General features: G+C 61.0%; 24 protein-coding genes. 21 read left to right on the plus strand and 3 right to left on the minus strand.

Translation table 11 applies throughout. The annotated features are described in order from the left end of the window. Positions 1-161 precede the first annotated feature (161 nt). The 3 genes from cbl (at position 162) to C1N84_RS07310 (ending at position 3,962) form a co-directional block, all read left to right on the plus strand. A complete protein-coding gene (gene cbl / locus C1N84_RS07300) occupies positions 162-1,121 on the plus strand; it encodes an HTH-type transcriptional regulator Cbl (RefSeq protein WP_152390692.1) in 960 nt (319 codons plus the stop codon). Between the two features lie 93 nt (positions 1,122-1,214). Next, on the plus strand, positions 1,215-2,054 hold the full coding sequence (locus tag C1N84_RS07305) for a GNAT family N-acetyltransferase (protein WP_264442939.1): 840 nt from the start codon (positions 1,215-1,217) through the stop codon (positions 2,052-2,054). A 126-nt stretch (positions 2,055-2,180) separates the two neighbouring features. Then, positions 2,181-3,962, plus strand: coding sequence for a thiamine pyrophosphate-requiring protein (locus tag C1N84_RS07310; protein WP_264442942.1), 1,782 nt, complete (start codon positions 2,181-2,183; stop codon positions 3,960-3,962). Between the two features lie 726 nt (positions 3,963-4,688). Here C1N84_RS07310 and C1N84_RS07315 read toward each other — a convergent pair. Both C1N84_RS07315 and C1N84_RS07320 read right to left on the minus strand, forming a co-directional pair. Then, complete coding sequence (locus tag C1N84_RS07315; protein ID WP_264442944.1) at positions 4,689-5,135, minus strand: transposase; 447 nt, start codon at positions 5,133-5,135, stop codon at positions 4,689-4,691. Positions 5,136-5,320: 185 nt separating this feature from the next. Continuing rightward, a complete protein-coding gene (locus C1N84_RS07320; RefSeq protein ID WP_264442946.1) occupies positions 5,321-7,486 on the minus strand; it encodes a putative bifunctional diguanylate cyclase/phosphodiesterase in 2,166 nt (721 codons plus the stop codon). Positions 7,487-7,798: 312 nt separating this feature from the next. On the opposite strand from C1N84_RS07320, the gene phnF reads away from it, so the two are divergent. The 14 genes from phnF to phnE (C1N84_RS07390) all read left to right on the plus strand — a co-directional run bounded on the left by phnF (position 7,799) and on the right by phnE (C1N84_RS07390) (position 19,442). Further along, positions 7,799-8,515 carry a phosphonate metabolism transcriptional regulator PhnF gene (gene phnF / locus C1N84_RS07325; RefSeq protein WP_394541825.1) on the plus strand — a complete coding sequence of 239 codons (717 nt, stop codon included), beginning with the start codon at positions 7,799-7,801 and terminating at the stop codon, positions 8,513-8,515. Continuing rightward, positions 8,512-8,961: a phosphonate C-P lyase system protein PhnG gene (gene phnG / locus C1N84_RS07330; protein WP_264442953.1), complete on the plus strand. Its 450-nt coding sequence runs from the start codon at positions 8,512-8,514 to the stop codon at positions 8,959-8,961. Before phnF ends, phnG begins: the two co-directional genes overlap by 4 nt. Next, positions 8,958-9,533, plus strand: a complete 576-nt coding sequence (phnH, locus tag C1N84_RS07335; RefSeq protein ID WP_058774784.1) for a phosphonate C-P lyase system protein PhnH — start codon at positions 8,958-8,960, stop codon at positions 9,531-9,533. Before phnG ends, phnH begins: the two co-directional genes overlap by 4 nt. Continuing rightward, positions 9,533-10,609, plus strand: a complete 1,077-nt coding sequence (locus C1N84_RS07340) for a carbon-phosphorus lyase complex subunit PhnI (RefSeq protein ID WP_211725431.1) — start codon at positions 9,533-9,535, stop codon at positions 10,607-10,609. The genes phnH and C1N84_RS07340 overlap by 1 nt, the downstream gene beginning before the upstream one ends. Beyond that, complete coding sequence (locus tag C1N84_RS07345) at positions 10,602-11,450, plus strand: alpha-D-ribose 1-methylphosphonate 5-phosphate C-P-lyase PhnJ (protein ID WP_058782061.1); 849 nt, start codon at positions 10,602-10,604, stop codon at positions 11,448-11,450. The genes C1N84_RS07340 and C1N84_RS07345 overlap by 8 nt, the downstream gene beginning before the upstream one ends. Then, positions 11,440-12,201, plus strand: coding sequence for a phosphonate C-P lyase system protein PhnK (gene phnK / locus C1N84_RS07350; RefSeq protein ID WP_141495265.1), 762 nt, complete (start codon positions 11,440-11,442; stop codon positions 12,199-12,201). Before C1N84_RS07345 ends, phnK begins: the two co-directional genes overlap by 11 nt. Before the next feature lie 167 nt (positions 12,202-12,368). Then, a complete protein-coding gene (gene phnL, locus C1N84_RS07355) occupies positions 12,369-13,073 on the plus strand; it encodes a phosphonate C-P lyase system protein PhnL (RefSeq protein ID WP_264442962.1) in 705 nt (234 codons plus the stop codon). Next, a complete protein-coding gene (gene phnM, locus C1N84_RS07360; RefSeq protein WP_058774782.1) occupies positions 13,070-14,206 on the plus strand; it encodes an alpha-D-ribose 1-methylphosphonate 5-triphosphate diphosphatase in 1,137 nt (378 codons plus the stop codon). The genes phnL and phnM overlap by 4 nt, the downstream gene beginning before the upstream one ends. Further along, entirely contained in the window at positions 14,206-14,742 is a 537-nt protein-coding gene (phnN, locus tag C1N84_RS07365; RefSeq protein WP_264442967.1) for a ribose 1,5-bisphosphokinase, read from the plus strand. The genes phnM and phnN overlap by 1 nt, the downstream gene beginning before the upstream one ends. Then, the gene (phnP, locus tag C1N84_RS07370; RefSeq protein ID WP_264251526.1) at positions 14,739-15,509 is read left to right on the plus strand and encodes a phosphonate metabolism protein PhnP; all 771 of its coding nucleotides are present in this window, start codon (positions 14,739-14,741) and stop codon (positions 15,507-15,509) included. The genes phnN and phnP overlap by 4 nt, the downstream gene beginning before the upstream one ends. Positions 15,510-15,589: 80 nt before the next feature. After that, a complete protein-coding gene (gene phnC, locus C1N84_RS07375; RefSeq protein ID WP_021509805.1) occupies positions 15,590-16,417 on the plus strand; it encodes a phosphonate ABC transporter ATP-binding protein in 828 nt (275 codons plus the stop codon). A gap of 26 nt (positions 16,418-16,443) precedes the next feature. After that, the gene (gene phnD / locus C1N84_RS07380) at positions 16,444-17,373 is read left to right on the plus strand and encodes a phosphonate ABC transporter substrate-binding protein (RefSeq protein ID WP_031280167.1); all 930 of its coding nucleotides are present in this window, start codon (positions 16,444-16,446) and stop codon (positions 17,371-17,373) included. Positions 17,374-17,697: 324 nt separating this feature from the next. Then, positions 17,698-18,561, plus strand: a complete 864-nt coding sequence (phnE, locus tag C1N84_RS07385) for a phosphonate ABC transporter, permease protein PhnE (RefSeq protein WP_058757354.1) — start codon at positions 17,698-17,700, stop codon at positions 18,559-18,561. Then, positions 18,558-19,442: a phosphonate ABC transporter, permease protein PhnE gene (phnE, locus tag C1N84_RS07390; protein WP_264442977.1), complete on the plus strand. Its 885-nt coding sequence runs from the start codon at positions 18,558-18,560 to the stop codon at positions 19,440-19,442. Before phnE (C1N84_RS07385) ends, phnE (C1N84_RS07390) begins: the two co-directional genes overlap by 4 nt. On the opposite strand, the gene C1N84_RS07395 is transcribed toward phnE (C1N84_RS07390), so the two are convergent. Further along, on the minus strand, positions 19,396-21,981 hold the full coding sequence (locus C1N84_RS07395; RefSeq protein ID WP_058757356.1) for an ATP-binding protein: 2,586 nt from the start codon (positions 21,979-21,981) through the stop codon (positions 19,396-19,398). The two genes, phnE (C1N84_RS07390) and C1N84_RS07395, sit on opposite strands and share 47 nt — an antisense overlap. Before the next feature lie 144 nt (positions 21,982-22,125). Between C1N84_RS07395 and C1N84_RS07400 the strand changes: the two genes are divergently transcribed. From C1N84_RS07400 to C1N84_RS07415, 4 genes are all read left to right on the plus strand, one after another. Then, a complete protein-coding gene (locus tag C1N84_RS07400) occupies positions 22,126-23,631 on the plus strand; it encodes a sugar ABC transporter ATP-binding protein (protein WP_150361628.1) in 1,506 nt (501 codons plus the stop codon). A 10-nt stretch (positions 23,632-23,641) separates the two neighbouring features. After that, positions 23,642-24,625: an ABC transporter permease subunit gene (locus C1N84_RS07405; protein WP_021509811.1), complete on the plus strand. Its 984-nt coding sequence runs from the start codon at positions 23,642-23,644 to the stop codon at positions 24,623-24,625. A 377-nt stretch (positions 24,626-25,002) separates the two neighbouring features. Beyond that, on the plus strand, positions 25,003-25,941 hold the full coding sequence (locus C1N84_RS07410; protein ID WP_021509812.1) for an ABC transporter substrate-binding protein: 939 nt from the start codon (positions 25,003-25,005) through the stop codon (positions 25,939-25,941). A 57-nt stretch (positions 25,942-25,998) separates the two neighbouring features. Further along, positions 25,999-26,682, plus strand: coding sequence for a D-lyxose/D-mannose isomerase (locus C1N84_RS07415; protein WP_088516818.1), 684 nt, complete (start codon positions 25,999-26,001; stop codon positions 26,680-26,682). Positions 26,683-26,689: the final 7 nt, after the last annotated feature.

Consider the following 26,689-nt stretch of genomic DNA (forward strand, 5'->3'; position numbering starts at 1 on the left):
CTCCCTATGGGAGAGGGCCGGGGTGAGGGCGGCAAATCGCACCCATCCCCAACCCCACGCTTATTACTATTCCGCATAACACACCGTTTTTTATTATTTGTTGCAATCACACCAACTTCATAACATGGACGAAACAGGGGCAGGAAACAGGAGAAAAGGGTGTGAATTTCCAGCAACTTAAAATTATACGCGAAGCGGCCCGTTGCGAATTCAACCTGACAGAAGTCGCCAATACGTTGTTTACCTCGCAATCGGGGGTGAGCCGGCATATTCGCGATCTGGAAGATGAACTGGGCGTGGAAATCTTCATTCGTCGTGGCAAGCGGCTGTTAGGCATGACTGAACCGGGCAAAGCGCTGCTGACCATTGCTGAACGCATCCTCGATGAGGCCGGCAAAGTGCGCCGCCTTGCGGATGTGTTTACCAATGAGACCAGCGGCGTGCTGACTATCGCCACCACGCACACCCAGGCGCGCTATAGCCTGCCGCGCGTCATCAAAGCGTTTCGCCAGCTCTATCCCAACGTGCGGCTGGAACTCAATCAGGGTTCACCGCAGGAGATCGTCGCCATGCTGCTGGCCGGTGAGGCCGATGTCGGCATCGCCTCGGAGCAGCTGGTGAATAACACCAGCCTGGCGGCATTCCCGTGGTTCAGCTGGCACCACTCGCTGCTGGTGCCGCACGATCACGAGCTGCTGGCGAATCAGCCGGTCACGCTCGCCAGCCTCAGCCGCCATCCGCTGATCACCTATCGTCAGGGGATTACCGGTCGCTCGCGCGTGGACCGTGCTTTCCATGCTGCTGGCCTCCGCCCGGATATCGTGCTCAGCGCGCAGGATTCTGACGTGGTGAAAACCTATGTCGAACTCGGGCTGGGCGTCGGTATCCTCGCCGATCAGGCGTGCGATATTTACGATGGCGAAGACCTGGTGAAGATTGATGCTCACCATCTGTTTGATGCCAACACCGTGTGGCTCGGGCTGAAGCGCGGCCAGCTCCAGCGCAACTACGTCTGGCAGTTCCTTGAACTGTGTAACGCCAACCTGTCACTGGAAGAGATCAAACGGCAGGCGCTCTCTTACGAAACCGACGACGAACCCGCCATCGATTTCCAAATCTGAGTTTCCTCTCTGGCCCGGTGCGGGCCTTTTTTATTTGCTTCCCCATACGGACATGGCAAGCTGGCGGGCACAATGTTTTTCAGGGAGAACCGCATGAATACGATATTGCGCGCCATGACCCTCACGGACGCCGAAGCGGGTTATCGCCTGACTCAGCAACTGGGCTGGGCGCACCGCCGCGAAGACTGGCAGCAGCTCATCGCCCTGGGTGAAGGCGTGGTGGTTGAGGCGCAGGGCGACTATCTCGGCGGGGCGATTGGCTGGCGCTGGGGGCCGGATGCCGCCACTATTGGTCTGGTGATTGTGAGCGAACAGGCGCGCGGACGCGGTATTGGCCGCCAGGTGATGCAGGCAATGCTGGAAAAATTCTCCGGCTGCAACGTGCGGCTGCACGCCACCGATATGGGGCAGGTGCTGTATGAGAAGCTCGGCTTCCAGGCCTGCGATCGCGTGGCGCAGCACCAGACGCGCGCGCTGGCGCAGCAGCCTGCGGTAATCGTACCGGATGGCCTGACGCTGCGGCCGGCCGTTGAAGCGGATGCCGCCGCCATCGACGCACTGGATTATCTGGCGAACGGGCTGCGGCGAACGCGTCTGCATCAGCAGCTGCTGGCGCAAAGCGTGGTGCTGCAGGATGCACAGGGCAGGTTGCAGGGGTTTGCCAGTCGCCGCCGCTTTGGGCACGGCTGGACCATCGGCCCGGTGATTGCTGACGATGTTGCGGCGGCGCAGGCGCTGGTGTCGCAGCTGATGCAGGATCTGACGCAGCAGTTTGTCCGGCTGGACACGCCCGATGCCCGGCTCGGCGCGTGGCTGCTCAACCTTGGGCTGGCGCAGGTCGATGCGCCTTATGCGATGGTACACGGCACACCGTGGCGGGCGGCACCAAACGGGCCGCAGACCTTTGCGCTGGTCTCGCCTGCGCTGGGTTAACTAAGCGTAACGGCGGTGATTTCTAAGCCAGACGCGGCGAACGTCGCCGAACAGGCGTTATCTGTCACATTCCATTTCGTCGGCTACCCTTAACGTTTATTGCAAACGTCTAAGGGAGAGCCCGTCATGAGCAAGAAAACCAGCGATTTCTTTGTTGAACGCCTGCAGGCATGGGGCGTCACGCGCATTTATGGCTATCCGGGCGATGGCATTAACGGCGTGCTGGGCGCTATCCAGCGGGCCAATAAAGCCGGTGCAGGCATCGAATTTATTCAGGTGCGACATGAAGAGATGGCGGCCTTTATGGCTGCTGGTCACGCCAAATTTACCGGTGAGCTCGGCGTCTGTCTGTCGACCGGCGGCCCCGGTGCCACCCATCTGCTGACCGGCCTGTACGATGCCAAAATGGATCACGCGCCGGTGCTGGCGATTGCCGGCCAGGCGGAAACCACCGCACGCGGCGCCAGCTACCAGCAGGAGATGAATTTAGACCGCATCTTCGCCGATGTGGCGAACTTTGTGCAGGAAGCGGCAGCCCCGGCGCAGATCCAGCATCTGGTCGATCGTGGCGTGCGCATTGCCAAAGCGCAGAACGGCGTCGCGGTGATCATCCTGCCGAAAGATCTGCAGGATGAGAACTGGCAGCCACCGCAGCATGCGCACGGATTTACCCATTCCGGGCCGGGCTATCAGCGGCCGAAGATTGTGCCCTACGACGAGGATTTGCGCCGTGCCGCTGAGGTACTTAACGCCGGCAAAAAAGTTGCGGTACTGATTGGTGCTGGTGCGCGCGGTGCTGCGGTTGAAGTGGTGCAGATTGCCAATGTGCTCGGCGCGGGCGTGGCCAAAGCGCTGCTGGGCAAAGACGTGCTGCCGGACGATGCGCCTTTCGTCACCGGTTCGATCGGCCTGCTCGGTACCAAACCGTCGTGGGAGCTGATGCAGAACTGCGACACTTTACTGATGATTGGCAGCGGTTTTCCGTGGACCGAATTTCTGCCGCCGGAAGGCAAAGTGCGCGCGGTACAAATCGATATCGATCCGGCGATGCTGGGGCTGCGCTATCCGTGCGAGGTCAACCTGCACGGCGACGCGGCAGAAACCCTGCGCGCGCTGCTGCCGTTACTGACCCATAAAGCGGATCGCCACTGGCAGGAGGAGATCGCGGTGCAGGTGCGCGACTGGTGGACGTTGATGGAACAGCGCGCCATGGCGCCCGCTAACCCGGTCAATCCGCAGCGCGTGGTGTGGGAGATGTCCCCGCAGCTGCCGGAAGATGCGATTGTCACCTCGGACTCGGGCTCCTGCGCCAACTGGTTTGCGCGCGATTATCGGGTGAAGCAGGGTCAGCGCGCCACGCTGTCGGGTGGGCTGGCTTGTATGGGCGCCGCCGTCCCGTTTGCCATCGCCGCGAAATTTGCTTTTCCCACTCAGCCAGTAGTGGCGCTGGTGGGCGACGGGGCGATGCAGATGAACAACCTGGCCGAGCTGATCACCATTCAGAAATACTGGCAGCAGTGGGCCGATCCGCGCCTGATTGTCTGCGTGTTCAATAATCAGGATCTTAATCAGGTCACCTGGGAACAGCGGGTGATGGAAGGCAATCCACGCTTTGAAGCTTCGCAGCAGCTGCCGGACGTGCAGTATGCGCGCTTTGCCGACAGCCTCGGTTTGCAGGGCATCTATGTCGACCGGCCCGAAGATCTGGCGGCGGCATGGCAGCAGGCGCTCAGCGCCACCCGACCGGTAGTGCTGGAGGTGAAAACCGATCCGGAAGTGGCCCCGCTGCCGCCGCATATCACACTTAAGCAGGCCAAAGCCTTTATGTCGTCTATGGCGAAGGGCGACCGCGGCATGGCGCAGGTGATTAGCGACACCGCCAGCCAGTTGCTGCACAGCAAGGGTTAGCGCGCCGCTACAATGTGTGCAGGATGGTGGTGCAGAAATACAATGCCGCACGGATCGTAACGGCGCAATTCATTGCGCATTCTGGCAGCTGTGCAATCTTTCACTCAGCGCGATAAATCGCGCCGCTACAATGTGTGCAGGATGGTGGTGCCGAAATTCAACCCCGCACGAATCGTAGCGGCGCAATTCATTGCGCATTCGGGCAACTGTGCAGCGTTTCACTCAGCGCGATAAATCGCGCCGCTACAATGTGTGCAAAATGGTGGTGCAGAACTACAATGCCGTACGCATCGTAGCGGCGCAATTCATTGCGCATTCTGGCAGCTGTGCAATGTTTAACTCAGCGCGATAAATCGCGCCGCTACAATATGTGCAGGATGGTGGTGCCGAAATAAAATGCCGCACAAGTCGTAGCGGCGCAATTCATTGCGCATTCGGGCAGCTGTGCAGTGTTTCACTCAGCGCGATAAATCGCGCCGCTACAATGTGTGCAGGATGGTGGTGCAGAAATAAAATGCCGCACGGATCGTAGCGGCGCAATTCATTGCGCATTCTGGCAACTGTGAAGTGTTTAACTCAGCGCAATTCATTGCGCATTCGGGCAGGTGTGCAGTGTTTAACTCAGCGCGATAAATCGCGCCGCTACAATGTGTGCAGGATGGCGGCGCAGAAATACAATGCCGCACGAATCGTAGCGGCGCAATTCATTGCGCTTTATAACCGGCATCACTCTTGTTGATAATAATGATCCAGCTCCCACCTCAACGGGTTTTGCTCAATATATTGCCGTGCGAAAAACAGCTCTTTTTCATTGCGTATAACCTGCTCATAAAAATTGTGTTGCCACACTCTGTTTGCGATAACCCGACTAACGCCTGCCTTATAACTAGCTACGATTCTGCTTAAGGAATTATTGTTCTCGCCACACAGCCACAAAATGCCGTGTAGGTGATTTGGCATCACAACAAATGCATCTGTCATCAATCCTGGAACACGTAACGACAGATTAAGCCATTCCTGATATACAACACTCCCTGTTTTACTGGGAACCAGTTTCGCCTGCCTGATGCTGCCAAACAGACATAACCGCTGTCGCGCAACAATTGTGATGAAATAAGCGCCCGCTGCAGCGTAATCGTAATGTAACAGTCGTAATTGTTTTCTGAATTGCATAACAGCCTCCTTTCACAGAGCATCTGCTATCCGAATCAATTTTTCAGATTGTTTTTTAACTTCTCCGATCCAGATTCAGAAAAGCGCGACAAATAACGCCGCTACGATGTCCGTAATAGATCTGCACGTAAATACATTCCCGCACAAATCGTAGCGACGCAGTTTATCGCGTCTCTTCTGCATCCTCACACCATCCGCTCAATCTCGCTCAACGGCACCGCGCGGCTGAACAGATATCCCTGCAGTTCATTACACCCGGCATCGGCCAGCGCGTTTTTCTGGCCCTCGGTTTCGACGCCTTCGGCGGTGACGGTCAGGCCCATGGCGTGGCCGAGGCGTACCACGGATTCAACAATCGCGGTGGAGTTCTCCGCCACGCCCAGCGACTGGGTAAACGACCGGTCGATTTTAATCTTGTCGACCGGAAACGTGCTGAGATAATTCAGGCTCGAATAACCGGTGCCGAAATCATCCAGCGCGATACGGAACCCGGCGTCGCGCAGCGCGATGATACTGTTGCGCGCTTCGTGTTCATCCTCAATCAACACGCCTTCGGTGATTTCCAGCTCCAGCCGCTGCGGATCGGCTCCTTCCGACTGCACAATCTCAATCATGCGTTCGACAAACCCGCTGGCGCGGAACTGCACCGGCGAAACGTTCACCGCCACAATCACCTGCGGTAACTTCAGGGCGGTTTTGCAGGCCTCGCGCAGCACCCATTCGCCCAGCGGAATAATCATGCCGGTCTCTTCGGCGATGGCGATAAAGTCCGCAGGCGACACATCGCCGCGCTGCGGATGATGCCAGCGCAGCAGCGCTTCCAGTCCGACAATCTGCTGGCCGCTGATCTCCATCAGCGGCTGATACCACACCGCCAGACCGTCGTAATTAACCAGCGCCTGACGCAGATCCGCCGCTATCTGCTGCCGCGTGCGCAGCGATTCATCCATCACCTTTTCAAACTGGCGATACTGACCGCGTCCGCCATTTTTCGCCTCGTACAGCGCTATGTCGGCTTTGCGCATCAGCTCCAGCCGGTCAATGCCATCGCGGGGTGCCAGCGCCAGGCCAATGCTGACGCCAACCCACAGCTCGTTGCCCACCAGCTGATACGGCTCGCCCAGCGCGGCGATGATGCGCTGCGCCAGCGCCTGCACCTGACCGATATTCTCTACCTCCGGCATCACGATGATAAATTCATCGCCGCCAATACGCCCGACGGTATCGCTGGCGCGCACCAGGTGACTCAGGCGGCGCGCCACCTCGATAATCAGGTCATCGCCGGCGTGATGGCCCCAGGTATCGTTAATGATTTTGAAGCGATCCAGATCCAGCAGCAGCAACGCCACGCGCTGGTCGTGACGGGTCGCGGCGGCCAGCGCCTGAGTCAGCCGATCCTCAACCAGCGCCCGGTTCGGCAGCCCGGTCAGCACATCGTGAAACGCCAGATGCTGCGCCTGCGCCTCGCTGGCCCCCAGCTTAAGCAGCGACTGCGATAAATCAAGCGAGGAAGTCCAGATGCGCCGCACCATAAACAGACACAGCAGGGTGATCAGCAGCACCGAAATCAGCGTGGAAGGGCCGAGAGTACGCAACATCTGCGCGCCCGGCTTGTCCGGATCCCAGCTGAGGTAGCCGACGATATCGCCCTGACGCGAGGTCAGCGGATAGCGCGCTTTGCGTTCGCTCTGCGGTACGCCATCGCTAAAGAAGAGCTGCCGCAGCTGGCTGCGTTCAGACAGGTTGCGCAGGTAGCCATCGTCGAGAAATTTAATGCTCACCAGCCGGTAGCGCCCGGCCTCGCGCGTACTGCTGATGTCGCCCACCGCCAGCGCTGCCGCACGCTGGCCGATGCGCACAAAATCCGCGCGGTCGGCCGGACCGGGTACCTCATCACTGCTTTGCACCAGTGGCGTCTGCAACAGATCGCGCAGGTACGGTCCGAGGCGCAGATCCGCTACCGGCTGGCCGTTGCGCCACACGGCGGTCGGTTGATTGGTGCGGTCAAGCAGCACAATCAGCTGATGATCAAACATATCGTACAGCCAGCTACCGACGTTTTGATTCAGCCAGTCGCTGTCCGGCTGCGGCTGCGCCAGTTGATCGGCGAGCGGGGACCAGCGTGTCAGGCTGCGCAGCTGGCGCAGATGTTCACTCAGGCTCTGATTGAACGAGGCAGCGATCATCCGCTGCTGCTGCTCGCGCGCCTCATGGTTGGTGGCCGAGGTGCTCCAGAACAGGCCGAAACCGGCACCGAGAAAAGTCAGCAGCAAAATCGCCACCAGCGGCAGGATCACTTCGCGCAAAAAATTGCGGCGAAAACCGTGCGAAAGTTTGAAGGTGTTTATCATTTTAAGGTTTCGCGCTCCGGGCAGGGCTTACTGAATAAATTAGCAGAATTTACGCAGCCTGCATCCGGTAAGGGAAGCGTTAAAGGTGTGAAACTGCACGCGATTTTTTTGCGCATAGTCACAAAGGTAACAGTTAAGTGGATTTTATTGAATTGGCCGCTGTCTGGCTGCCATCCTGCTGCCTTAAAGCAAATTCATCCGCACGTCACTGAGCCGTCACGGCACTGTCATCTGTCTCCCGCACTGTAGTCGCCATTCCGCAGCCTCTTTCGCTGCGCCCCTCAACCTGAAGCGAATGAGGTATTGAGCGTGATGGAGATATCCAGACATCCGACCACTGTCTATCAGGCGGTTGCCGCCCAGCTGGAGCAGGCGCTGCAGGAGCGCTATCGCTGCGGCGATTATCTGCCGTCAGAACAGCAGCTGGCCGATCACTACGCCGTCAATCGCCACACGCTGCGCCGGGCCGTGGATGAGCTGGTGAACAAAGGCCTGCTGCAGCGGCGCCATGGCGTCGGCATCCTGGTGCTGATGCGCCCGTACGACTACCCGCTGCATGCCCAGGCGCGCTTTAGCCAGAACCTGCTGGAGCAGGGCAGTCATCCCACCAGCGAACGGCTGCTGGCGGTACTGCGGCCGGCCAGCAGCGACGTGGCGGCGGCGCTGGGCACGAAGGAGGGCGCTAACGTCATCCATTTACGCACTCTGCGCCGCGTCAACGGCGTGCCGGTGTGCGTGATCAACCACTATCTGGCCGACCTGCGCTGGTGGCCTGCGCTACAGACATTCCAGCACGGTTCCCTGCACGACTTCATTCAGCAGCAGCTCGGCCTGCAGCTGAGCCGCCGTCAGACCCGCATTAGCACCCGCCGCGCGCAGGCCAAAGAGTGCAAACAGCTGGAGATTACGCTGCACGCGCCGCTGCTGTGCGTGCGCACCCTGAATACACAGCCGGACGGTCAGGTGGCGGAGTACTCCGTCAGCCTGACGCGTGGCGACATGATTGAACTCACCCTGGAGCACCAATGAAACAGCAAACCGCCCGTCAGCACTGGCTTTCGGTGCTGGCGCACAGTGAAGCCAGCGCGCTGGCCAGCCACTGGCAGTCGCTACAGCTTACACCCGCCTTCGAGCGCCTGCGCCCGGCGGAAACCGGTTTAACCCGTCTGCAGGCGCGCATGGGCGGCAGCGGGAAACGTTTCGTTATGGGCGATGCCACCGTCACCCGCGCGGTGATCAGACTGCACGACGGCACGCTGGGTTTTAGCTATGTGCTGGGGCGCGATAAGGCGCATGCCGAACGCTGCGCGCTGATTGATGCGCTGCTGCAACAGCCGGAAACCCAGGCGCTGCTGCAGGAAAAAATTATTGCCCCGCTGGCGGCACTGCGTGAAGAGCAGCGCCAGCTGCGCGCGCGGGAAATCGCCAGCTCCAAAGTGGATTTCTTTACGCTGATTCGCGGAGATAACGAATGACATTACTGGCAAGTTTTAACCATCCGGTTGCCGACGCCCAGCGCGCCTTCCGCCGCATTCTCAAAGCGATGAGCGAGCCGGGCGTGATGGTGTCGCTGCCGCTGGCGCAGGGCTGGGGCGATCTCTCCCCGGCAGCAACGGCGGTGCTGCTGACGCTGGTTGATCAGGAGAGCGCGCTGTGGCTGGATCGCCGCGTGGACAGCGATATCCTGCGCAGCAACCTGCGCTTTCACACCGGCGTACCGATTGTCGATGAGCGCGATGCCCCGTTTGCGCTGACCCACGCGGCGGCCAATCCCGATCCCGCCTGCTTCGCTGCCGGTGACAATCTGTCCCCTGAGAAGAGCACCACGCTGATTGTCGAAGTGCCGTCGCTCAACGGCGGGCTGACGCTGCGCCTCTCCGGGCCCGGCCTGCGTGAGCCGCGCGCCATCGCGCCGCAACTGCCGGCCGCCATTCTGACCTATCTGCGTGAGCGCCCGCATCCGTTCCCGCAGGGGGTGGATCTGATTTTCACCTGCGGTGAAGCGATGATGGCGCTGCCACGCACCACCGACGTGGAGGTGTGCTGATGTATGTAGCCGTGAAAGGGGGCGAAAAGGCGATTGCCAGCGCCCATCAGCTGCAGGCCGATCTGCGCCGTGGCGATCGCAGCGTTGCGGAGCTGGGCTGCGATCAGGTGGCGCAACAGCTGGGGCTGGCGGTGGACCGGGTGATGACCGAAGGCGGCATCTTTGACACACAGCTGGCGGCCTTAGCCATCAAACAGGCCAGTGGTGATTTGGTCGAGGCGATTTTCCTGCTGCGCGCCTACCGCACCACGCTGCCTCGCCTCGCGGACAGCCTGGCGCTGGAATCCGCGGAAATGCGCATCGAGCGTCGCATCTCGGCAGTTTACAAAGATCTGCCCGGTGGTCAGGTGCTGGGCCCGACCTATGACTACAGCCACCGCCTGCTGGATTTTACCCTGCTGGCCAACGGCGAAACGCCGGCCGCCGCGCGTGACGATCAGGCGCTGGCGCAGCGTTGCCCGCATGTGTTCAGCATGATGACGCGTGAAGGGCTGGCAGCGCGTGAAGAGGATGACGGCAGCGAGCCGTGTGACATCACGCGCCAGCCGCCCGGTTATCCGGCGTCACGCGCCGCCCGCTTACAGCAGCTGGTGCGCGGCGACGAAGGGTTTCTGCTGGCGCTTGGCTATTCGACCCAGCGCGGCTATGGCCGCAACCATCCGTTTGCCGGTGAAATCCGCACCGGCTATCTCAGCGTGTCGATCTGCCCCGAAGAGCTGGGTTTTGAGATTGAAATTGGCGAGATCCTGCTGACCGAATGCGAAATGGTCAACGGCTTCACCACCCAGGGCGACAGCGCCCCACACTTTACCCGCGGCTATGGTCTGGTGTTCGGACGCGCAGAGCGTAAGGCGATGGCGATGGCGCTGGTGGACCGTGCGCTGCAGGCACCCGAGTATCAGGAGCGCATTGCCGGGCCGGCGCAGGACGAAGAGTTCGTGCTGTCGCACGCCGATAACGTCGAAGCCGCTGGCTTTGTCTCGCATCTGAAACTGCCGCACTACGTGGATTTCCAGGCGGAGCTGGAGCTGCTGCAGCGGCTGCGCCAACAGCATCAGGAGCAGAATGATGAGTGAGTTAACCGGCTACAACAACGGCTACCTGGATGAGCAGACCAAACGCACCATCCGCCGCGCCATTCTGAAAGCGGTCGCGATCCCCGGCTATCAGGTGCCGTTTGCCGGCCGCGAAATGCCGATGCCGTATGGCTGGGGTACCGGCGGCATCCAGATCACCGCCAGCATTATTGGCGACAGCGACGTACTGAAAGTGATCGATCAGGGCGCGGATGACACCACCAACGCGGTCTCTATCCGGCGCTTCTTCCAGCGCGTCAGCGGGGCGGCAACCACCGAAGCCACCAAAGACGCCACGCTGATCCAGACGCGGCACCGCATTCCGGAGACGCCGCTTGAAGAGGATCAGGTGCTGATTTTCCAGGTGCCGATCCCGGAGCCGCTGCGCTTTATTGAGCCGCGTGAGACGGAAACCCGCACCATGCACGCGCTGGAGGAGTACGGCATCATGCAGGTCAAGCTGTATGAAGATATCGCCCGCTACGGCCATATCGCCACCACCTATGCCTATCCGGTGAAGGTTAACGATCGCTACGTGATGGATCCGTCGCCGATACCCAAATTCGACAACCCGAAGATGCACATGATGCCGGCACTGCAGCTGTTTGGTGCCGGACGTGAAAAACGCATTTATGCGCTGCCGCCCTACACCAAAGTGGAAAGTCTTGATTTCGACGATCATCCGTTCAGCGTGCAGAGCTGGGAACACCCCTGTGCGCTGTGCGGTTCGCGCCACAGCTATCTCGACGAAGTGGTGATGGATGATGCCGGTACGCGCATGTTTGTCTGCTCCGATACCGATTTTTGCCACCAGCAGCAGGAACAACAGCATGCACAGTGAACAGCCGCTGCTCGCGGTCAATAATCTGACGCACCTCTACGCGCCGGGCAAAGGTTTTGAAGACGTCAGTTTTGCGCTCTATCCCGGAGAAGTGCTGGGGATTGTCGGTGAATCCGGCTCGGGGAAAACCACGCTGCTGCGCAGCCTGTCGGCGCGTCTGGCGCCACAGCAGGGCAACATTCTCTACCACGGCCGCGATCTGTATCAGCTCAGCGAGAGCGAGCGCCGGCGGTTACTGCGTACCGAGTGGGGCGTGGTACATCAGCATCCGCTGGATGGCCTGCGTCCGCAGGTGACGGCGGGCGGCAATATTGGTGAGCGTCTGATGGCGATTGGACAACGCCATTACGGCGACATCCGTAACGAGGCGCTGCGCTGGCTGCAGGACGTCGAAATTCCGGCCAACCGCATCGACGATCTGCCCACCACCTTTTCCGGCGGCATGCAGCAGCGTTTGCAGATTGCGCGCAACCTGGTGACGCAGCCGACGCTGGTGTTTATGGATGAGCCGACCGGCGGGCTGGATGTCTCGGTGCAGGCGCGCCTGCTGGATCTGCTGCGCACGCTGGTGCGCGAGCTGAATCTGGCGGTGATTATCGTCACCCACGATCTCGGCGTCGCGCGTCTGCTGGCGCACCGCCTGCTGGTAATGAAGCAGGGCAAAGTGGTGGAGAGCGGGCTCACCGACCGGGTGCTCGACGATCCGCACCATCCGTACACCCAGCTGCTGGTTTCATCGGTGCTGGCATAGAACACGCTGGCGGTGCGTATTAATGCGCACTACTCATGAGGTGTGCACCAATCGTAGCGGCGCAATTTATTGCGCTCAGTTGAACAGCGAGCGTTGCTGTTAAATGCGCGATAAATCGCGCCGCTACGGTTACGTGCGGCTGCACGAATCATTATCAGGACATCAACATGCAACCCATTTTGCGCGTAGAGAATCTCAGCAAAACCTTTGTGATGCACAACCAGAACAGCGCCGAGCTGCCGGTGCTGCAGCACGCCAGCCTTGAGGTGGCAGCCAGCGAATGCGTGGTGCTGCACGGGCGCTCCGGCAGCGGTAAATCCACGCTGCTGCGTGCGCTGTACGGTAACTATCAGGCCAACAGCGGTCACATTTGGCTGCAGCATCATGGCCAGTGGGTCGATCTGGCACAGGCACCGGCGCGTCAGATGCTGGCGATCCGCCGTGACACCGTCGGCTGGGTCAGCCAGTTTCTGCGCGTGATTCCGCGCGTACCGACGCTGGAGATTGTCATGCAGCCGCTGCTGGAGCGCGGCGTCGAACGCGCCCGCTGTGAACAGCGCGCCCGCGAACTGCTGACGCGTCTTAATGTGCCGCAGCGCCTGTGGTCGCTGGCCCCCTCGACCTTCTCCGGCGGGGAACAGCAGCGCGTCAACATCGCACGCGGCTTTATCGCTGACTATCCGGTGCTGCTGCTGGATGAACCCACGGCGTCACTCGACAGCGCTAACAGCGCGGCGGTGGTGGAGCTGATTGAACAGGCGCGCGCCCGCGGCGCCGCTATCGTAGGTATTTTCCATGACGAAGCGGTGCGCGCCCGGGTGGCCGACCGCCTGCACGTCATGCAGCCGCTGCACACAGGAGAACAGGCATGATCGTGAATAATGTCCGGCTGGTGCTGGAAAATGAGGTCGTCAGCGGATCGCTGGAGATGCGCGGCGACCGGATCGCCAGCTTCAGCGACAGCGGCAGTCAGCAGCCAGGCGCGCTGGACGGCGGGAACGCGTTTTTGCTGCCGGGGCTGGTCGAACTGCATACCGACAACCTCGATAAATTCTTTACGCCACGGCCCAAAGTCGACTGGCCGGCGCATTCGGCGATGAGCAGTCACGATGCACTGATGGTCGCCAGCGGCATCACTACGGTGCTGGACGCCATCGGCGTCGGTGACGTGCGCGACGGCGGTCATCGCCTCGAAAACCTGAGCAAAATGATTACGGCGATTCAGGACAGCAACCGCAAGGGCATCAACCGCGCCGACCACCAGCTGCACCTGCGCTGTGAGCTGCCGCACCACACTACGCTGCCGCTGTTTGAAGCGCTGATGAGCACGCCGGAGCTGTCATTGGTGTCGCTGATGGATCATTCGCCGGGCCAGCGCCAGTATGCGTCGCTGGAGATGTATCGCACCTACTATCAGGGCAAATATCAGCTCAACGATGAGCAGATGGATCAGTTTGAGCGCGAACAGCTGGCGCTGGCTGCCGAATTTTCCACGCCGAACCGTAACGCCATCGCTGGCCTGTGCCAGGCGCGCGGTATTCCGGTTGCCAGCCACGATGATGCCACGGCGGCGCACGTTGCGGAGTCACACGCTGTTGGCAGCGCCATTGCCGAGTTTCCCACCACGCTGGAAGCGGCTCGCGCCTCGCGCGACTGCGGCATGCGGGTGCTGATGGGCGCGCCCAACATTGTGCGCGGCGGATCGCACTCCGGCAATGTCGCGGCGTGGCAGCTGGCCAGCCACGGTCTGCTGGACATCCTCTCGTCGGATTACTATCCGGCCAGCCTGCTGGATGCGGTATTCCGCCTGGTGGCCGACGAGCGTAATGCGCTGACGCTACCGCAGGCGGCGGCGCTGGTCACGCGCAACCCGGCACAGGCGATTGGCCTGCACGATCGCGGCACGATTGCGGAAGGGCTGCGCGCCGATCTGGTGCTGGCACACACCGATCACGGTCATGTGCACATTCGCCACGTCTGGTCACAGGGCAGGCTGGTGTTCTGATGGCTCGCCTCATCTGGCTGACCGGGCCCTCGGGCTCGGGTAAAGACAGCCTGCTGAACGCGCTGCGCGAGGCGCCGCCGGACAAGCTGGTGATCGCCCATCGCTATATCACGCGGCCGGCCGATGCCGGCGGTGAAAACCACGTGGCGCTGAGTGAAGCCGAATTCCGCCGGCGGGAAACGCTCGGCCTGTTCGCCATCAGCTGGCGCGCACACGGCCTGAGCTACGCGCTCGGCGAGGAGATTGACCACTGGCTGGCGCGCGGTCTCAACGTGCTGGTCAACGGTTCACGTCTGCATCTGCCAGTCGTGCGTCAGCACTACGGCGAGCAGTTGCTGCCGCTGGTACTGCAGGTCTCGCCGGCCGTGCTGGCGGCACGGCTGCGCCAGCGCGGGCGCGAAAGTGAAGCTGACATTCAGCGACGGCTGGCGCGAGCGGCAGAACCGCTGCCTGCCCACTGCCACGCGCTCAACAACGACGGCGTGCTGATCGACACGCTCCATCAGCTGCGCCAGTTACTGGAGCATCCGCCATGAATCTGACCTTTCTCGGTACGGGCGGCGTGCAGGCCGCGCCGCTGTTCGGCTGCGACTGTCGCGCCTGTGAACGCGCCCGGCAGCAGCCACGCTATGCGCGTCACGCCACCAGCGCGCTGATCGACACCGGTCGCGAGCGCATCCTGCTCGATGCCGGTCTGCCCGATCTGCATCAGCGCTTCCAGCCCGGTGAGCTGAGCCGCATTCTGCTGACGCATTTCCACATGGATCACGTGGCCGGCCTGTTCAGTCTGCGCTGGGGCCGGGGCGCGTCGATTCCGGTGTGGGCGCCACCGGATGAAAAGGGCTGCGACGATCTGTTTAAGCATCCCGGCCTGCTGGCGTTTCGCCCGGCGCTGACGCCTTTTGTCGCGCACAGCTTCGGCGCCCTGCAGGTGACGGCGCTGCCACTGCAGCATTCGCGGCTGACTTACGGCTACCTCTTCGACTGGCATGGCACGCGGCTGGCGTGGCTGTGCGACACCTGTGGTTTGCCGCCGGACACCGCCGATTTCCTGCAGGGCCAGCCGCTCGATCAGCTGGTGATCGACTGCAACGATGCGCCGCGCGCCGCGGTGGGTAATCACAACGACGTTACCCGCGCACTGGACATCGTGGCCCGGCTGGCTCCGCGCCAGGCATGGCTGGTGCACCTGTCACATGAGATGGATAACTGGTTGCTGGACAATGGGTTACCGGAAAACGTCAGCGTACCGTTCGATGGCCAGCAGATTGCTGTCGGTTTGCGCGACGCTGTCACCGTTTAATCATGGTTCTGTCATCAGACCTTCATCGCCAGTGTCCGTAATAACGGGCAATCAACACCTCAGAAGAGATGGAGCGCAACATGGCACAGGCACTACTCAAAACCGTCGTCGACAATGCACATCCTGCCCAGCGCCATGGCGACAAGGTGCTGTCGGTGCAGGGGCTGTGCAAAGCCTTCGGTGATAACCGAGTGCTGGATGATGTCAGTTTCGATCTGCATGCGGGCGAGCTGGTGGCGGTAATCGGCCGCTCGGGCGCAGGCAAATCGACCCTGCTGCATATGCTGAACGGCACCATTGCCAGCAGCGAAGGCGCGATTCTCAGCATGCGTCACGGCGAGGCGGACCGCGATGTGGTGACGCTCAACAGCCGGCAGATGCGCGAATGGCGCAGCGAGTGCGGCATGATCTTTCAGGACTTCTGCCTGGTGCCGCGCCTCGACGTGCTGACCAACGTGCTGCTGGGCCGGCTCAGCCAGACTTCAACGCTGAAATCCTTTTTCAAAATCTTCTCCGACACCGACCGTGCGCAGGCGATTGAACTGCTGCAGTGGATGAACATGCTGCCGCAGGCGCTGCAGCGGGCGGAGAATCTGTCCGGCGGCCAGATGCAGCGCGTCGCCATCTGCCGCGCGCTGATGCAGCGCCCGAAAATCCTGCTGGCCGACGAGCCGGTGGCCTCGCTCGATCCCAAAAATACCAAACGCATCATGGATGTGCTGCGCCAGGTGAGCGAGCAGGGCATCAGCGTGATGGTCAACCTGCACTCGATTGAACTGGTGCAGCAGTATTGCACCCGGGTGATCGGCATCCAGCGCGGCAAAGTGCTGTTTGACGGCCATCCCGCTCAGTTGACCGACAGCCTGCTGCATGCGCTGTACGGCGACGAAATTAACCAGCTCCACTAACTCCCACGGCAAGAGAAAATCTCACAATGAAACTGACTGCTTTAGCTTTACTGACAGGCGCTCTGATGGCTTTTGGCGTTAACGCAGCGGATGCACCGAAACAGTTGAACCTGGGAATTCTGGGCGGGCAGAACGCCACCCAGCAGATTGGCGATAACCAGTGTGTGAAAACCTTCTTCGATAAAGAGCTGGGCGTGGATACGCAACTGCGCAACTCGTCTGACTATGCCGGCGTGATTCAGGGACTGCTGGGCAACAAGATCGATATGGTGCTGAGCATGTCGCCAGCGTCTTACGCCTCGGTCTATCTGCAGAACCCGAAGGCCGTGGATATCGTCGGTATCGTGGTGGACGACAAAGATGGCTCGAAAGGCTACCACTCGGTGGTGATCGTCAAAGCCGACAGCCCGTATAAGAAGCTGGAAGATCTGAAAGGTAAATCGTTTGGCATGGCCGATCCGGATTCCACCTCCGGCTTCCTGATGCCCAATCAGGCCTTTAAGAAAGAGTTTGGCGGTACGGTGGATGATAAGTACAACAACACCTTCTCCAGCGTGACGTTTTCCGGTGGCCACGAGCAGGACATCCTCGGCGTGCTGAATGGCCAGTTCGACGGCGCGGTGACCTGGACGTCGCTGATTGGCGATTACAACAGTGGCTATACCTCGGGGGCCTTTGGTCGTCTGATTCGTATGGATCACCCGGATCTGATGAAACAGATTCGCATCATCTGGCAGTCGCCGCTGATTCCTAACGGCCCGATTCTGGTGAGTAACAACCTGCCCGCTGACTTCAAAGCGAAAGTGGTGGCCGCGATCAAAAAGCTGGATAAAGAAGATCACAGCTGCTTTGTTAAAGCGGTGGGCGGCGCCCAGCACATCGGCGCCGCCAGCGTCGCGGATTACCAGAATATCATCGATATGAAGCGCGACCTGATGAAGGGTGCACGCGGGTAACGAGCGGGTGGCTATGTGCGGTATTTCCCTCACCCCAGCCCTCTCCCGGGGGGAGAGGGGGCCGCACGAGCTACCGGACAATTCCCTCGCCGCTGGCGGGAGAGGGGGGCGCACGTGCCGGCATTGTTTACCGGACAATTCCCTCGCCGCTGGTATGGAGAGGGGGCCGCACGAGCCGGCATTGTTTACCGGACAATTCCCTCGCCGCTGGCAGTAAAGGGGGCCGCACGAGCCTGCATCATTCTGCCGGACAATTCCCTCTCCCGCTGGCGGGAGAGGGTTAGGGTGAGGGCAATCCCTCGCCATCAACAAAGGATCTCTCCCTTGACCGATTTCGAACACTACTACCAACGTATTCGCCGCCAGCAAAAACGCGACACGCTGCTGTGGTCGCTGCTGCTGGTGGCGCTCTATCTCGCGGCCGGCAACGTGGCGGAATTCAACCTGGTCACGGTCTGGCAATCGCTGCCTCACTTCTTTGACTACATCGGCGCGACGCTGCCGGTGCTGCACCTGCCGCTGCTGTTCGCGGACGTCAAAACCGAGGGTTCGCTGGCTTACTGGGGCTATCGCCTGCACTTTCAGCTGCCGCTGATCTGGGAAACCCTGCAGCTGGCGCTGTCCTCCACTCTGATTGCGGTGCTGATCGCCGCCGTGCTGGCGTTTTTCGCCGCTGATAACACCCAGACGCCGCGCAGCCTGCGCATGGCGATTCGCGCCTTTGTTGCCTTCCTGCGCACCATGCCGGAACTCGCGTGGGCGGTAATGTTCGTGATGGCGTTCGGCATCGGTGCCATCCCCGGCTTTCTGGCGCTGGCGCTGCACACCATCGGCAGTCTGACCAAACTGTTCTACGAATCGATTGAGAGCGCCTCCGACAAACCGGTGCGCGGTCTCGCCGCCTGTGGTGCCAGCAAGCTGCAGCGCATGCGCTTCGCCTTCTGGCCGCAGGTGAAACCGACCTTTCTCTCCTACAGCTTTATGCGGCTGGAAATTAACTTCCGCTCCTCCACCATCCTCGGGCTGGTGGGCGCGGGCGGCATCGGTCAGGAGCTGATGACCAACATCAAACTGGATCGCTACGATCAGGTCAGCATGACGCTGCTGCTGATCATCGTGGTGGTGTCGCTGCTGGATACGCTATCCGGCTGGCTGCGCCGTCGTGTGGTTGAAGGAGACGTAAAATGATCGCCTTAGCGCCCGACGTGGCGAAACTGAAACAGCAGCATGCTGCACTGTATGCCGCGCAAAACCGTTATCTGCGCCGCATCGCGCTGATTGCGCTGGCGCTGGTGCTCTACTATCTGTTCTTCTTCAGCGTGTTCGGCATCGACTGGCAGCGCTTTGTCATCGGCTGCCAGCAGCTCGGACGCTATTTCCTGCGCATGTTCGTCTGGCAGGATTTCGTCAACTGGCCGTTTGGCTACTATTTCTCGCAGGTCGGCATCACGCTGGCTATCGTGTTTGCCGGCACGCTCACCGCCACCGTCATCGCGCTGCCGGTCTCCTTTCTGGCGGCGCGCAATGTGATGCACGATCCGCTGACGCGGCCAATATCGCTGCTGGTGCGCCGGCTGCTGGATGTGCTGCGCGGCATCGACATGGCCATCTGGGGATTGATCTTCGTGCGGGCGGTAGGCATGGGGCCGCTGGCCGGGGTGCTGGCGATTGTGATGCAGGACATCGGCCTGCTGGGCAAGCTGTATGCCGAAGGGCATGAAGCGGTTGAACGCTCACCCAGTCGCGGCCTGAGCGCAGTGGGAGCCAACAGCCTGCAAAAACACCGTTACGGCATTTTTACCCAATCATTTCCCACCTTTCTCGCGCTGAGTCTGTATCAGATTGAGTCCAACACCCGCTCGGCGGCGGTGCTGGGTTTTGTCGGCGCCGGTGGCGTCGGGCTGGTCTACGCCGAAAACATGCGCCTTTGGAACTGGGATGTGGTGATGTTCCTCACCGTGATTCTGGTGGTAGTCGTGATGGTGATGGACGCCATCTCCAGCCGGCTGCGTAAACGCTACATCACCGGGAAAGGGGTGCCGCTGTGGCAGCCTGCCGCGCGCGACTGAGCCGTTCACTGCGCTGCCAGGCGCGCTCCAGCGCCTGCACCAGCTGCGCCTGCTGCCAGGGCTTCGCCAGCCGTTCACACAGCGGCAGCGTCACCGGCGTCTGGCGCAGATCCTGACCGCTGATCAGCAGGGTGGCCAGCTGTGGCCACTGCTGCTGCGCCTGACGAATCACATCCGCACCGTTCAGGGCACCCGGCAGCATCAGGTCACTGATCAGCAAATCGATATCCGGCGTCTGGCGCAGCAGCGTCAGCGCGCTCTCGCCGTCAGCACACTCCAGCGTCAGATAACCCAGCTGATGCAGATGTTCGCATAGCGTCTGGCGCACCGCCGGCTCGTCATCCAGCACCAGTATCAGGCGATCGCGGCTGGCGCGCGGCGTCAGCACCGGCGCGCTCACCAGCGGCTGCGCGGCTTCCGGCGCGCGCGGCAGCAGCAGACGCACCGTGGTGCCCTGGCCCGGCGCGGTCTCCAGTTCGATCTGTCCGCCGGACTGGCGCACAAATCCGTACACCATCGACAGCCCCAGCCCGCTGCCGCTGCCGGTGGCTTTGGTGGTAAAGAAGGGTTCAAACACCTGTTCCCGCACCTCGGCGGACATGCCGCAGCCGTGGTCAATCACTTCAATGGTGACGCGGTCGCGCTTGCCATCGGCCTCCTGAATTCGCTGATTCCAGATGCGCAGGCGGATCTCGCCGCTCTGGCGCTCCATGGCATCGCGCGCGTTCACTACCAGATTCATCAGGGCGTTCTCCAGCTGGCCGGCATCAATCCACGCCGGCCAGCCGGGGCGCTGCGCATCCACCACCAGATGCTGGCCGGGCAGCAGGGAGTGCTGCAGCAGCGACTGCAGATTTTCCACCAGTTCCACCACCGCAACGGCACGCGGATAAAGCGCCTGTTTGCGCGAGAAGGCCAGCAGGCGCTGCGTCAGCTGAGCGGCGCGATCGGCGGCCAGCCGCGCGCGCTCAATGCGACTGGCCAGCGTGCCGGGCGGCAACTGATCGACGGTCAGCGCCAGGCTGCCGATGATCACCGCCAGCAAATTATTGAAATCGTGCGCCAGGCCGCCGGTCAGCTGACCGACCGCTTTCATCTTCTGGCTGTGCAGCAGCGCTGCTTCCAGCGCTTTACGCGAGGTGCGCTCCAGCACCGTGTTAACCATGCCGCGCCGCGGCACTGGGCTGAAGCGCAGTTCCAGCGTGCGGCCATCCGGTAACCTGACTTCCTGCGCGTCGTGCAGGCTGCTGAGCTGCACATCGACGCGATCGAGCAAACGCTGATAGTGCATGCCGCGATGCAGCTCGCGTGGTGCGAAGCCCAGCAGTTCGGCATACTGCGCATTCCACACCACCAGCTGACCGCTGTTATCAAACAGCGCGAAGCCGTCGCGCATGGCGAGGAAGGTCGATTCCAGCTGGTTGCTTTTCTCTTTCAGTAGCTGCGAGGTGTGCGCCAGCGAAGCGGTATTGCGGGCAAACACGTTGAAGGCGCGCGCCAGATCGCCCAGCTCATCGCGCCGTGCCAGGCCGGGCACGCTGACGCTTTTCTCCCCCTGCGCCAGCCGCGTCATGGCGTGCGCGATGGCGGTAAGGCTGGAACCGAGATTGCGGTAGATGTAGTAACCGGCGTAACCGGTAATCAGCAGCGCCAGCAGCATAAACAGACCGATGAAACCGATGATTGAATCCAGTTCCTGATGGGCGGTGGCGCTGCGCGCATCGCTCTGCTGCGCTACCAGCTGAACGTAGTGGGTGATGTCTTCGTTGAGCATCGCCACCAGCGCCTTGATGCGATACGTGGCGTAGGCGATGGCGATGTCACTCTGCTCCAACTGACCGGCCACCGGCAGCAACTGCTGGCTGGTGCTGACCAGCCGGGCGCGCTGCATCGCCAGTACGCCCTGCAGCGGCAGCGCAGACCAGATCGGCAGCACGCTGTTGAGCTGTTGCACTGCGGCCTGCGGCGTGGCGGACTGAATTGCCACGGTTAACAGCGCGGCCGTCTGCTGGCGCAGCGGCAGAAACGCACCGTCGCTGGCCAGCAGGTCGATGCGGTTGAGCAGCAGCTGCGCCTGCCACAGGCCGCTGAGCATCACGTTACGCTGTAAATGGCGCTGATGCCCCTCCAGCAGCAGCTGGCTGATGCTTTGCTCCAGCATCTGGCTGCGCTCGCGGATGCGTGCCAGCAGCGCCGGCTGCTGTGCCGCCAGCGGCGCGCTGGCCAACTGACTCAGCGACTGCTGCAGCGCCTGCTGGGTCTGTTGCAGACGCGCCGACTCGCTCTGGTATTCGAGCGCGCCCACAACCTGCGCCAGCCGCACCGCGGCGATAGCGACATTGGCCGTATCACGCGCCAGCGCCAGGCTGCCGTTCATATCGGCCAGCGTTTGTGCCTGCGCCTGCTCCTGAATGTGACCGGCGTGGCGAAAACCGAAAATAGCCACCAGGCTCACCGCCAGCGTAACGCTCACCACCAGCAGGTTAAACATCAGCAGGCGCCCGCGCGCGCCGGCGTGCCAGTGCAGACTGTGACTCATTGCTGCCGCTCCTCACCGCTCAACTCCGGCGAGTATAGAAGCGCGGCCGGGGCGCAATATGACAAATATGAACGGCGTCTGACATTTTCCATTTATCTGGCGTTGCTTAACTCGCGGCTATCCACTGGCAGCAGGAGCCTGAAGATGGCGGCGACACCGATATTAGAAATGCGGGCAATTACCCGGCGCTTCGGCAGCTTCTATGCGCTGAAAGGCGTCGACCTGACCGTCTGGCCGGGTGAAGTGCACGCGCTGATGGGCGAAAACGGTGCCGGTAAAAGTACCTTAATGAAGATTCTGGCCGGCGCGTATACCGCCAGCAGCGGGGAAATTCTTATCGATGGTCAACCCTACACCATCAGAGGCCCGAAAGAGGCGCTGGCGGCAGGGATCACCCTGATTTATCAGGAAATCAACCTGGCACCGAATCTGACGGTGGCAGAGAACATCTTTCTCGGCAGTGAAATTTCCCGTGGCGGGCTGGTGAAGCGTCGCCAGATGGCGGAAGAAGCGCAGCAGGTGATTAACCGCCTTGGCGCGCAGTTCAGCGCCACCGATCTGGTGAGCCGCCTGAGCATCGCCGAGCAGCAGCAGGTGGAAATTGCCCGCGCGCTGCATCGCAACAGCCGCATCCTGGTGATGGACGAACCCACCGCTGCGCTCTCGAATCGCGAAACCGAACAGCTGTTTGCGCTTATCAAACGCCTGCGCAGCGAAGGCATGGCGATCATCTACATCAGCCACCGCATGGCAGAAGTGTATGAACTCTCCGATCGCGTCAGCGTGCTGCGCGACGGCCAGTACGTCGGCAGCCTGACGCGCGAACAGCTGAACGCCAGCGAACTGGTGCGCATGATGGTCGGCCGTCCGCTTAGCGATCTGTTCAACAAAGATCGCGCCATTAGCTTCGGCGAAATTCGTCTGGCGGTAAATCATCTGACCGACAACCGCAAAGTGCATCCCTGCAGCCTGGCGGTGCGCGCCGGGGAGATTGTCGGGCTGGCCGGGCTGGTCGGTGCCGGCCGCAGCGAGCTGGCGCAGCTGATTTTTGGTGTGCATCAGCCAGCCGGCGGGGAAATCTGGATCGACGGTGAAAAAGTACAGATTCACTCGCCGCGAGACGCCATTGCGCGCGGCATCGGTTTCCTGACCGAAAACCGCAAAGAGCAGGGGCTGTTTCTGGAACTGGCGGCGCAGGAAAACATCGTTATGGCCACGCTTGAGCGCGATGCCAGCTACGGCCTGCTTAACCGGCGCAAAGGGCAGAAGATCGCCAGCGAGGCGATTCAATCACTGAATATCCGCGTGCCGCACGCCCAGGTGCGCGCTGGCGGCTTATCCGGCGGCAACCAGCAGAAGCTGCTGATTTCGCGCTGGGTATCGATAGCGCCGCGCATCCTGATTCTGGATGAGCCGACGCGCGGCGTGGATGTCGGCGCCAAGAGTGAAATCTACCGCATGATGAACCAGATGGCGCAGCAGGGGGTGGCAATTTTGATGATCTCCAGCGAGCTGCCGGAAGTGGTAGGCATGAGCGACCGCGTATACGTGATGCGCGAAGGCACCATCGCCGGCGAGCTGAGCGGCGAGCAGATTAGCCAGGAAAACATAATGACACTGGCCACCGGCGCGCAGCCGGTCCAGGCCTGAGGAGACGGGAATGACCAGTGAAACCGCACGCGTAAAAAGTCCAACGCTAAAACGTGCGTTGATGAGTGACCTGCTGCAAACCGTGGGTATCTTGCCGATTCTGATCCTGATTGTGGCGGTATTTGGCTTTGTCGCCCCGAACTTTTTTACCGAAGCTAACCTGCTGAATATCACACGTCAGGCCTCCATCAACATTGTGCTGGCGGCGGGCATGACGTTTGTCATTCTCACCGGCGGTATTGACCTGTCGGTTGGCTCAATGCTGGGTACCACGGCGGTGGTGGCGATGGTGGTGTCGCTCGATCCGGCGTTTGCCGGGCTGACCATCCCCGCCGCGCTCGGAGCCGGGCTGATCATGGGGCTGTTCAACGGCATTCTGGTCGCCTGGGCTGGGCTGCCGCCGTTTATCGTCACGCTGGGCACCTATACCGCGCTGCGCGGGGCGGCCTATCTGCTGGCTAACGGCACCACGGTGATCAATTCGGATATCAACTTTGAGTGGATAGGCAACGGTTATCTCGGACCGATCCCGTGGCTGATTATCATTGCCTTTGCGGTGATTGCGCTGTGCTGGTTTATTTTGCGCCGCACCACGCTTGGCGTGCACATCTATGCGGTGGGCGGCAACATGCAGGCAGCGCGCCTGACCGGCATCAAAGTGGGTGCGGTACTGGTGTTTGTCTACGCCATGAGCGGTCTGCTGTCCGGGCTGGGTGGCCTGATGAGCGCATCGCGTTTGTACAGCGCTAACGGCAACCTCGGCGTGGGCTATGAGCTGGACGCGATAGCCGCGGTGATTCTGGGCGGCACCAGCTTTGTCGGCGGCATTGGCACCATTACCGGCACGCTGATTGGCGCGCTGATTATCGCCACGCTGAACAACGGCATGACGCTGATGGGCGTGTCGTACTTCTGGCAACTGGTGATTAAGGGCGGGGTGATCATTATTGCGGTGCTGATCGATAAGTACCGTACGCGGCATCACGTGGGGTGAGGGGGCGGGCATCGGCGCTAGCCCTCACCCCAACCCTCTCCCGCTCGCGGGAGAGGGGGCTGTCCGGAGAGAAGATTTTGAAAACAAGTGCTTCACCTGAACACCACGCAGAACGGTTCCCTCTCCCGCGGGCGGGAGAGGGGGCTGTCCGGAGAGAAGATTTAGAAAACAAGTGCTTCACCTGAACACCACGCAGAACGGTTCCCTCTCTCGCTCGCGGGAGAGGGGGCAGCCCGGAGCGAAGATCTGGAAAACGAGAGCTTCACCTGAAAACTATGCAGAACGGTTCCCTCTCCCGCACGCGGGAGAGGGTTAGGGTGAGGGCAAAGGCAAAGGCAATCAGGGCATAAAACCAAAAAAGCAGGAGAACATCGACTATGCGTTTTAATCCGATTATCACCGGACTGCTGGCCGCGACGCTGTTCAGTGCGCCATTTGTGCAGGCCAAAGAACTGAAATCCATCGGCGTGACGGTGGGCGATCTGGCTAACCCGTTCTTCGTCCAGATCACCAAAGGGGCGGAGCTCAAGGCGCGTCAGCTGGCGGGCGATAAGGTCAACGTGACGCTGGTCTCCAGCGGCTACGATCTTGGCCAGCAGGTAGCGCAGATTGACAACTTCATTGCCGCTAAAGTGGACATGATCATCCTCAACGCCGCCGACTCCAAAGGCATCGCGCCAGCGGTGAAGCGCGCGCGTGATGCCGGCATCGTGGTGGTGGCGGTAGACGTGGCCGCGGACGGTGCCAATGCCACCATCACCTCTGACAACACCCAGGCCGGGGCCATGGCCTGTAAATACATCTCCGACCGCCTGAAAGCCAAAGGCAACGTGGTCATCATCAACGGACCACCGGTATCAGCGGTGCAGAACCGCGTGGAAGGCTGCATGAATGAGCTGAAAACCCACCCGGATATCAAATTGCTCTCTTACAACCAGAACGCCAAAGGCAGTCGCGAAGGCGGACTGGAAGTGATGACCGGCCTGCTGTCGGCCAATCCGAAGATTGATGCCGTATTCGCTATCAACGATCCTACCGCTATCGGTGCCGATCTGGCGGCGAAACAGGCGCAGCGTAACGAGTTCTTTATCGTCGGCGTCGATGGATCGCCAGACGGTGAAGAGGCGCTGAAGCGCAAAGGCTCGCTGTTTGTCGCGACACCAGCCCAGGATCCGCAGGTGATGGCGGCCAAAGCGGTTGAGATTGGCTATGACATCCTGCAGGGCAAGCCAGCGCCGGATAAGCCGGTGCTGATTCCGGTAACGCTGATCGATCGTAACAATGTCAGCAGCTACAAAGGCTGGACGGTGAAATAAGCCACACGGGCGTCGCGGTGCACACTGCGCGCCGCCACGCCCGCCGGAGACGCAGCTATGCAACGTTCCGAAGTTAACGCGATTTTGCAACTGACCCGCGAATTCTTTCTGCGGCAGGATGTGCATCTGCCGCCGTGGGCCGATTACGGTCTCAGCCAGTGGCGCGCGCTGGATACCTCAGCCGCTGCCGAACTGCTGGCGCTGCACCTCGGCTGGGATGTCACCAGTTTTGGTGCCGATGATTTCAGCCAGACCGGCCTGACGCTGTTTACCCTGCGCAACGGTTCACGCGGCGGACAGCCGTGGAGCAAACCGTATGCGGAGAAGATCATGCACGTGCGCGAAGGGCAGGTGACGCCGATGCATTATCATCCGCAAAAAATGGAAGACATCATCAACCGCGGCGGTGGCAACCTGATTGTCACGCTACACAATCGCGACGGCGATCGGCTGGCGGATTCCCCGGTACAGGTCACGCTGGATGGCATCTGCCAGACCCATGCCGCCGGTTCCCAGCTGCGGCTGTCACCCGGCGAAAGCGTCACGTTACTGCCCGGTGTCTGGCACAGCTTCTGGGGCGAAACCGGCTACGGCGATGTGCTGGTGGGCGAAGTCTCCATGCCCAATGACGATGAGCACGACAACGTCTTTCTTACCCCGCTGGCGCGCTTTAATCCGATTGATGAGGATGAAGCGCCGCGCTGGCTGCTGTGTAACGAATATCACCGCTGGCTGGCATAACAGGAGT

The sequence above is a fragment of the Pantoea sp. SGAir0418 genome (genome assembly GCF_043529865.1).

Coding starts and splice junctions, on each gene's coding strand:
- phnE (WP_264442977.1), top strand. CDS start 18,558: ATGATCGCCTTAGCGCCCGACGTGGCGAAACTGAAACAGCAGCATGCT.
- C1N84_RS07400 (WP_150361628.1), top strand. CDS start 22,126: ATGGCGGCGACACCGATATTAGAAATGCGGGCAATTACCCGGCGCTTC.
- phnL (WP_264442962.1), top strand. CDS start 12,369: ATGCAACCCATTTTGCGCGTAGAGAATCTCAGCAAAACCTTTGTGATG.
- phnP (WP_264251526.1), top strand. CDS start 14,739: ATGAATCTGACCTTTCTCGGTACGGGCGGCGTGCAGGCCGCGCCGCTG.
- C1N84_RS07415 (WP_088516818.1), top strand. CDS start 25,999: ATGCAACGTTCCGAAGTTAACGCGATTTTGCAACTGACCCGCGAATTC.
- C1N84_RS07395 (WP_058757356.1), bottom strand. CDS start 21,981: ATGAGTCACAGTCTGCACTGGCACGCCGGCGCGCGCGGGCGCCTGCTG.
- phnH (WP_058774784.1), top strand. CDS start 8,958: ATGACATTACTGGCAAGTTTTAACCATCCGGTTGCCGACGCCCAGCGC.
- C1N84_RS07410 (WP_021509812.1), top strand. CDS start 25,003: ATGCGTTTTAATCCGATTATCACCGGACTGCTGGCCGCGACGCTGTTC.
- C1N84_RS07405 (WP_021509811.1), top strand. CDS start 23,642: ATGACCAGTGAAACCGCACGCGTAAAAAGTCCAACGCTAAAACGTGCG.
- C1N84_RS07305 (WP_264442939.1), top strand. CDS start 1,215: ATGAATACGATATTGCGCGCCATGACCCTCACGGACGCCGAAGCGGGT.
- C1N84_RS07345 (WP_058782061.1), top strand. CDS start 10,602: ATGAGTGAGTTAACCGGCTACAACAACGGCTACCTGGATGAGCAGACC.
- C1N84_RS07320 (WP_264442946.1), bottom strand. CDS start 7,486: ATGATAAACACCTTCAAACTTTCGCACGGTTTTCGCCGCAATTTTTTG.
- phnM (WP_058774782.1), top strand. CDS start 13,070: ATGATCGTGAATAATGTCCGGCTGGTGCTGGAAAATGAGGTCGTCAGC.
- phnN (WP_264442967.1), top strand. CDS start 14,206: ATGGCTCGCCTCATCTGGCTGACCGGGCCCTCGGGCTCGGGTAAAGAC.
- phnC (WP_021509805.1), top strand. CDS start 15,590: ATGGCACAGGCACTACTCAAAACCGTCGTCGACAATGCACATCCTGCC.
- phnK (WP_141495265.1), top strand. CDS start 11,440: ATGCACAGTGAACAGCCGCTGCTCGCGGTCAATAATCTGACGCACCTC.
- phnF (WP_394541825.1), top strand. CDS start 7,799: ATGGAGATATCCAGACATCCGACCACTGTCTATCAGGCGGTTGCCGCC.
- C1N84_RS07310 (WP_264442942.1), top strand. CDS start 2,181: ATGAGCAAGAAAACCAGCGATTTCTTTGTTGAACGCCTGCAGGCATGG.
- C1N84_RS07315 (WP_264442944.1), bottom strand. CDS start 5,135: ATGCAATTCAGAAAACAATTACGACTGTTACATTACGATTACGCTGCA.
- phnG (WP_264442953.1), top strand. CDS start 8,512: ATGAAACAGCAAACCGCCCGTCAGCACTGGCTTTCGGTGCTGGCGCAC.
- phnD (WP_031280167.1), top strand. CDS start 16,444: ATGAAACTGACTGCTTTAGCTTTACTGACAGGCGCTCTGATGGCTTTT.
- C1N84_RS07340 (WP_211725431.1), top strand. CDS start 9,533: ATGTATGTAGCCGTGAAAGGGGGCGAAAAGGCGATTGCCAGCGCCCAT.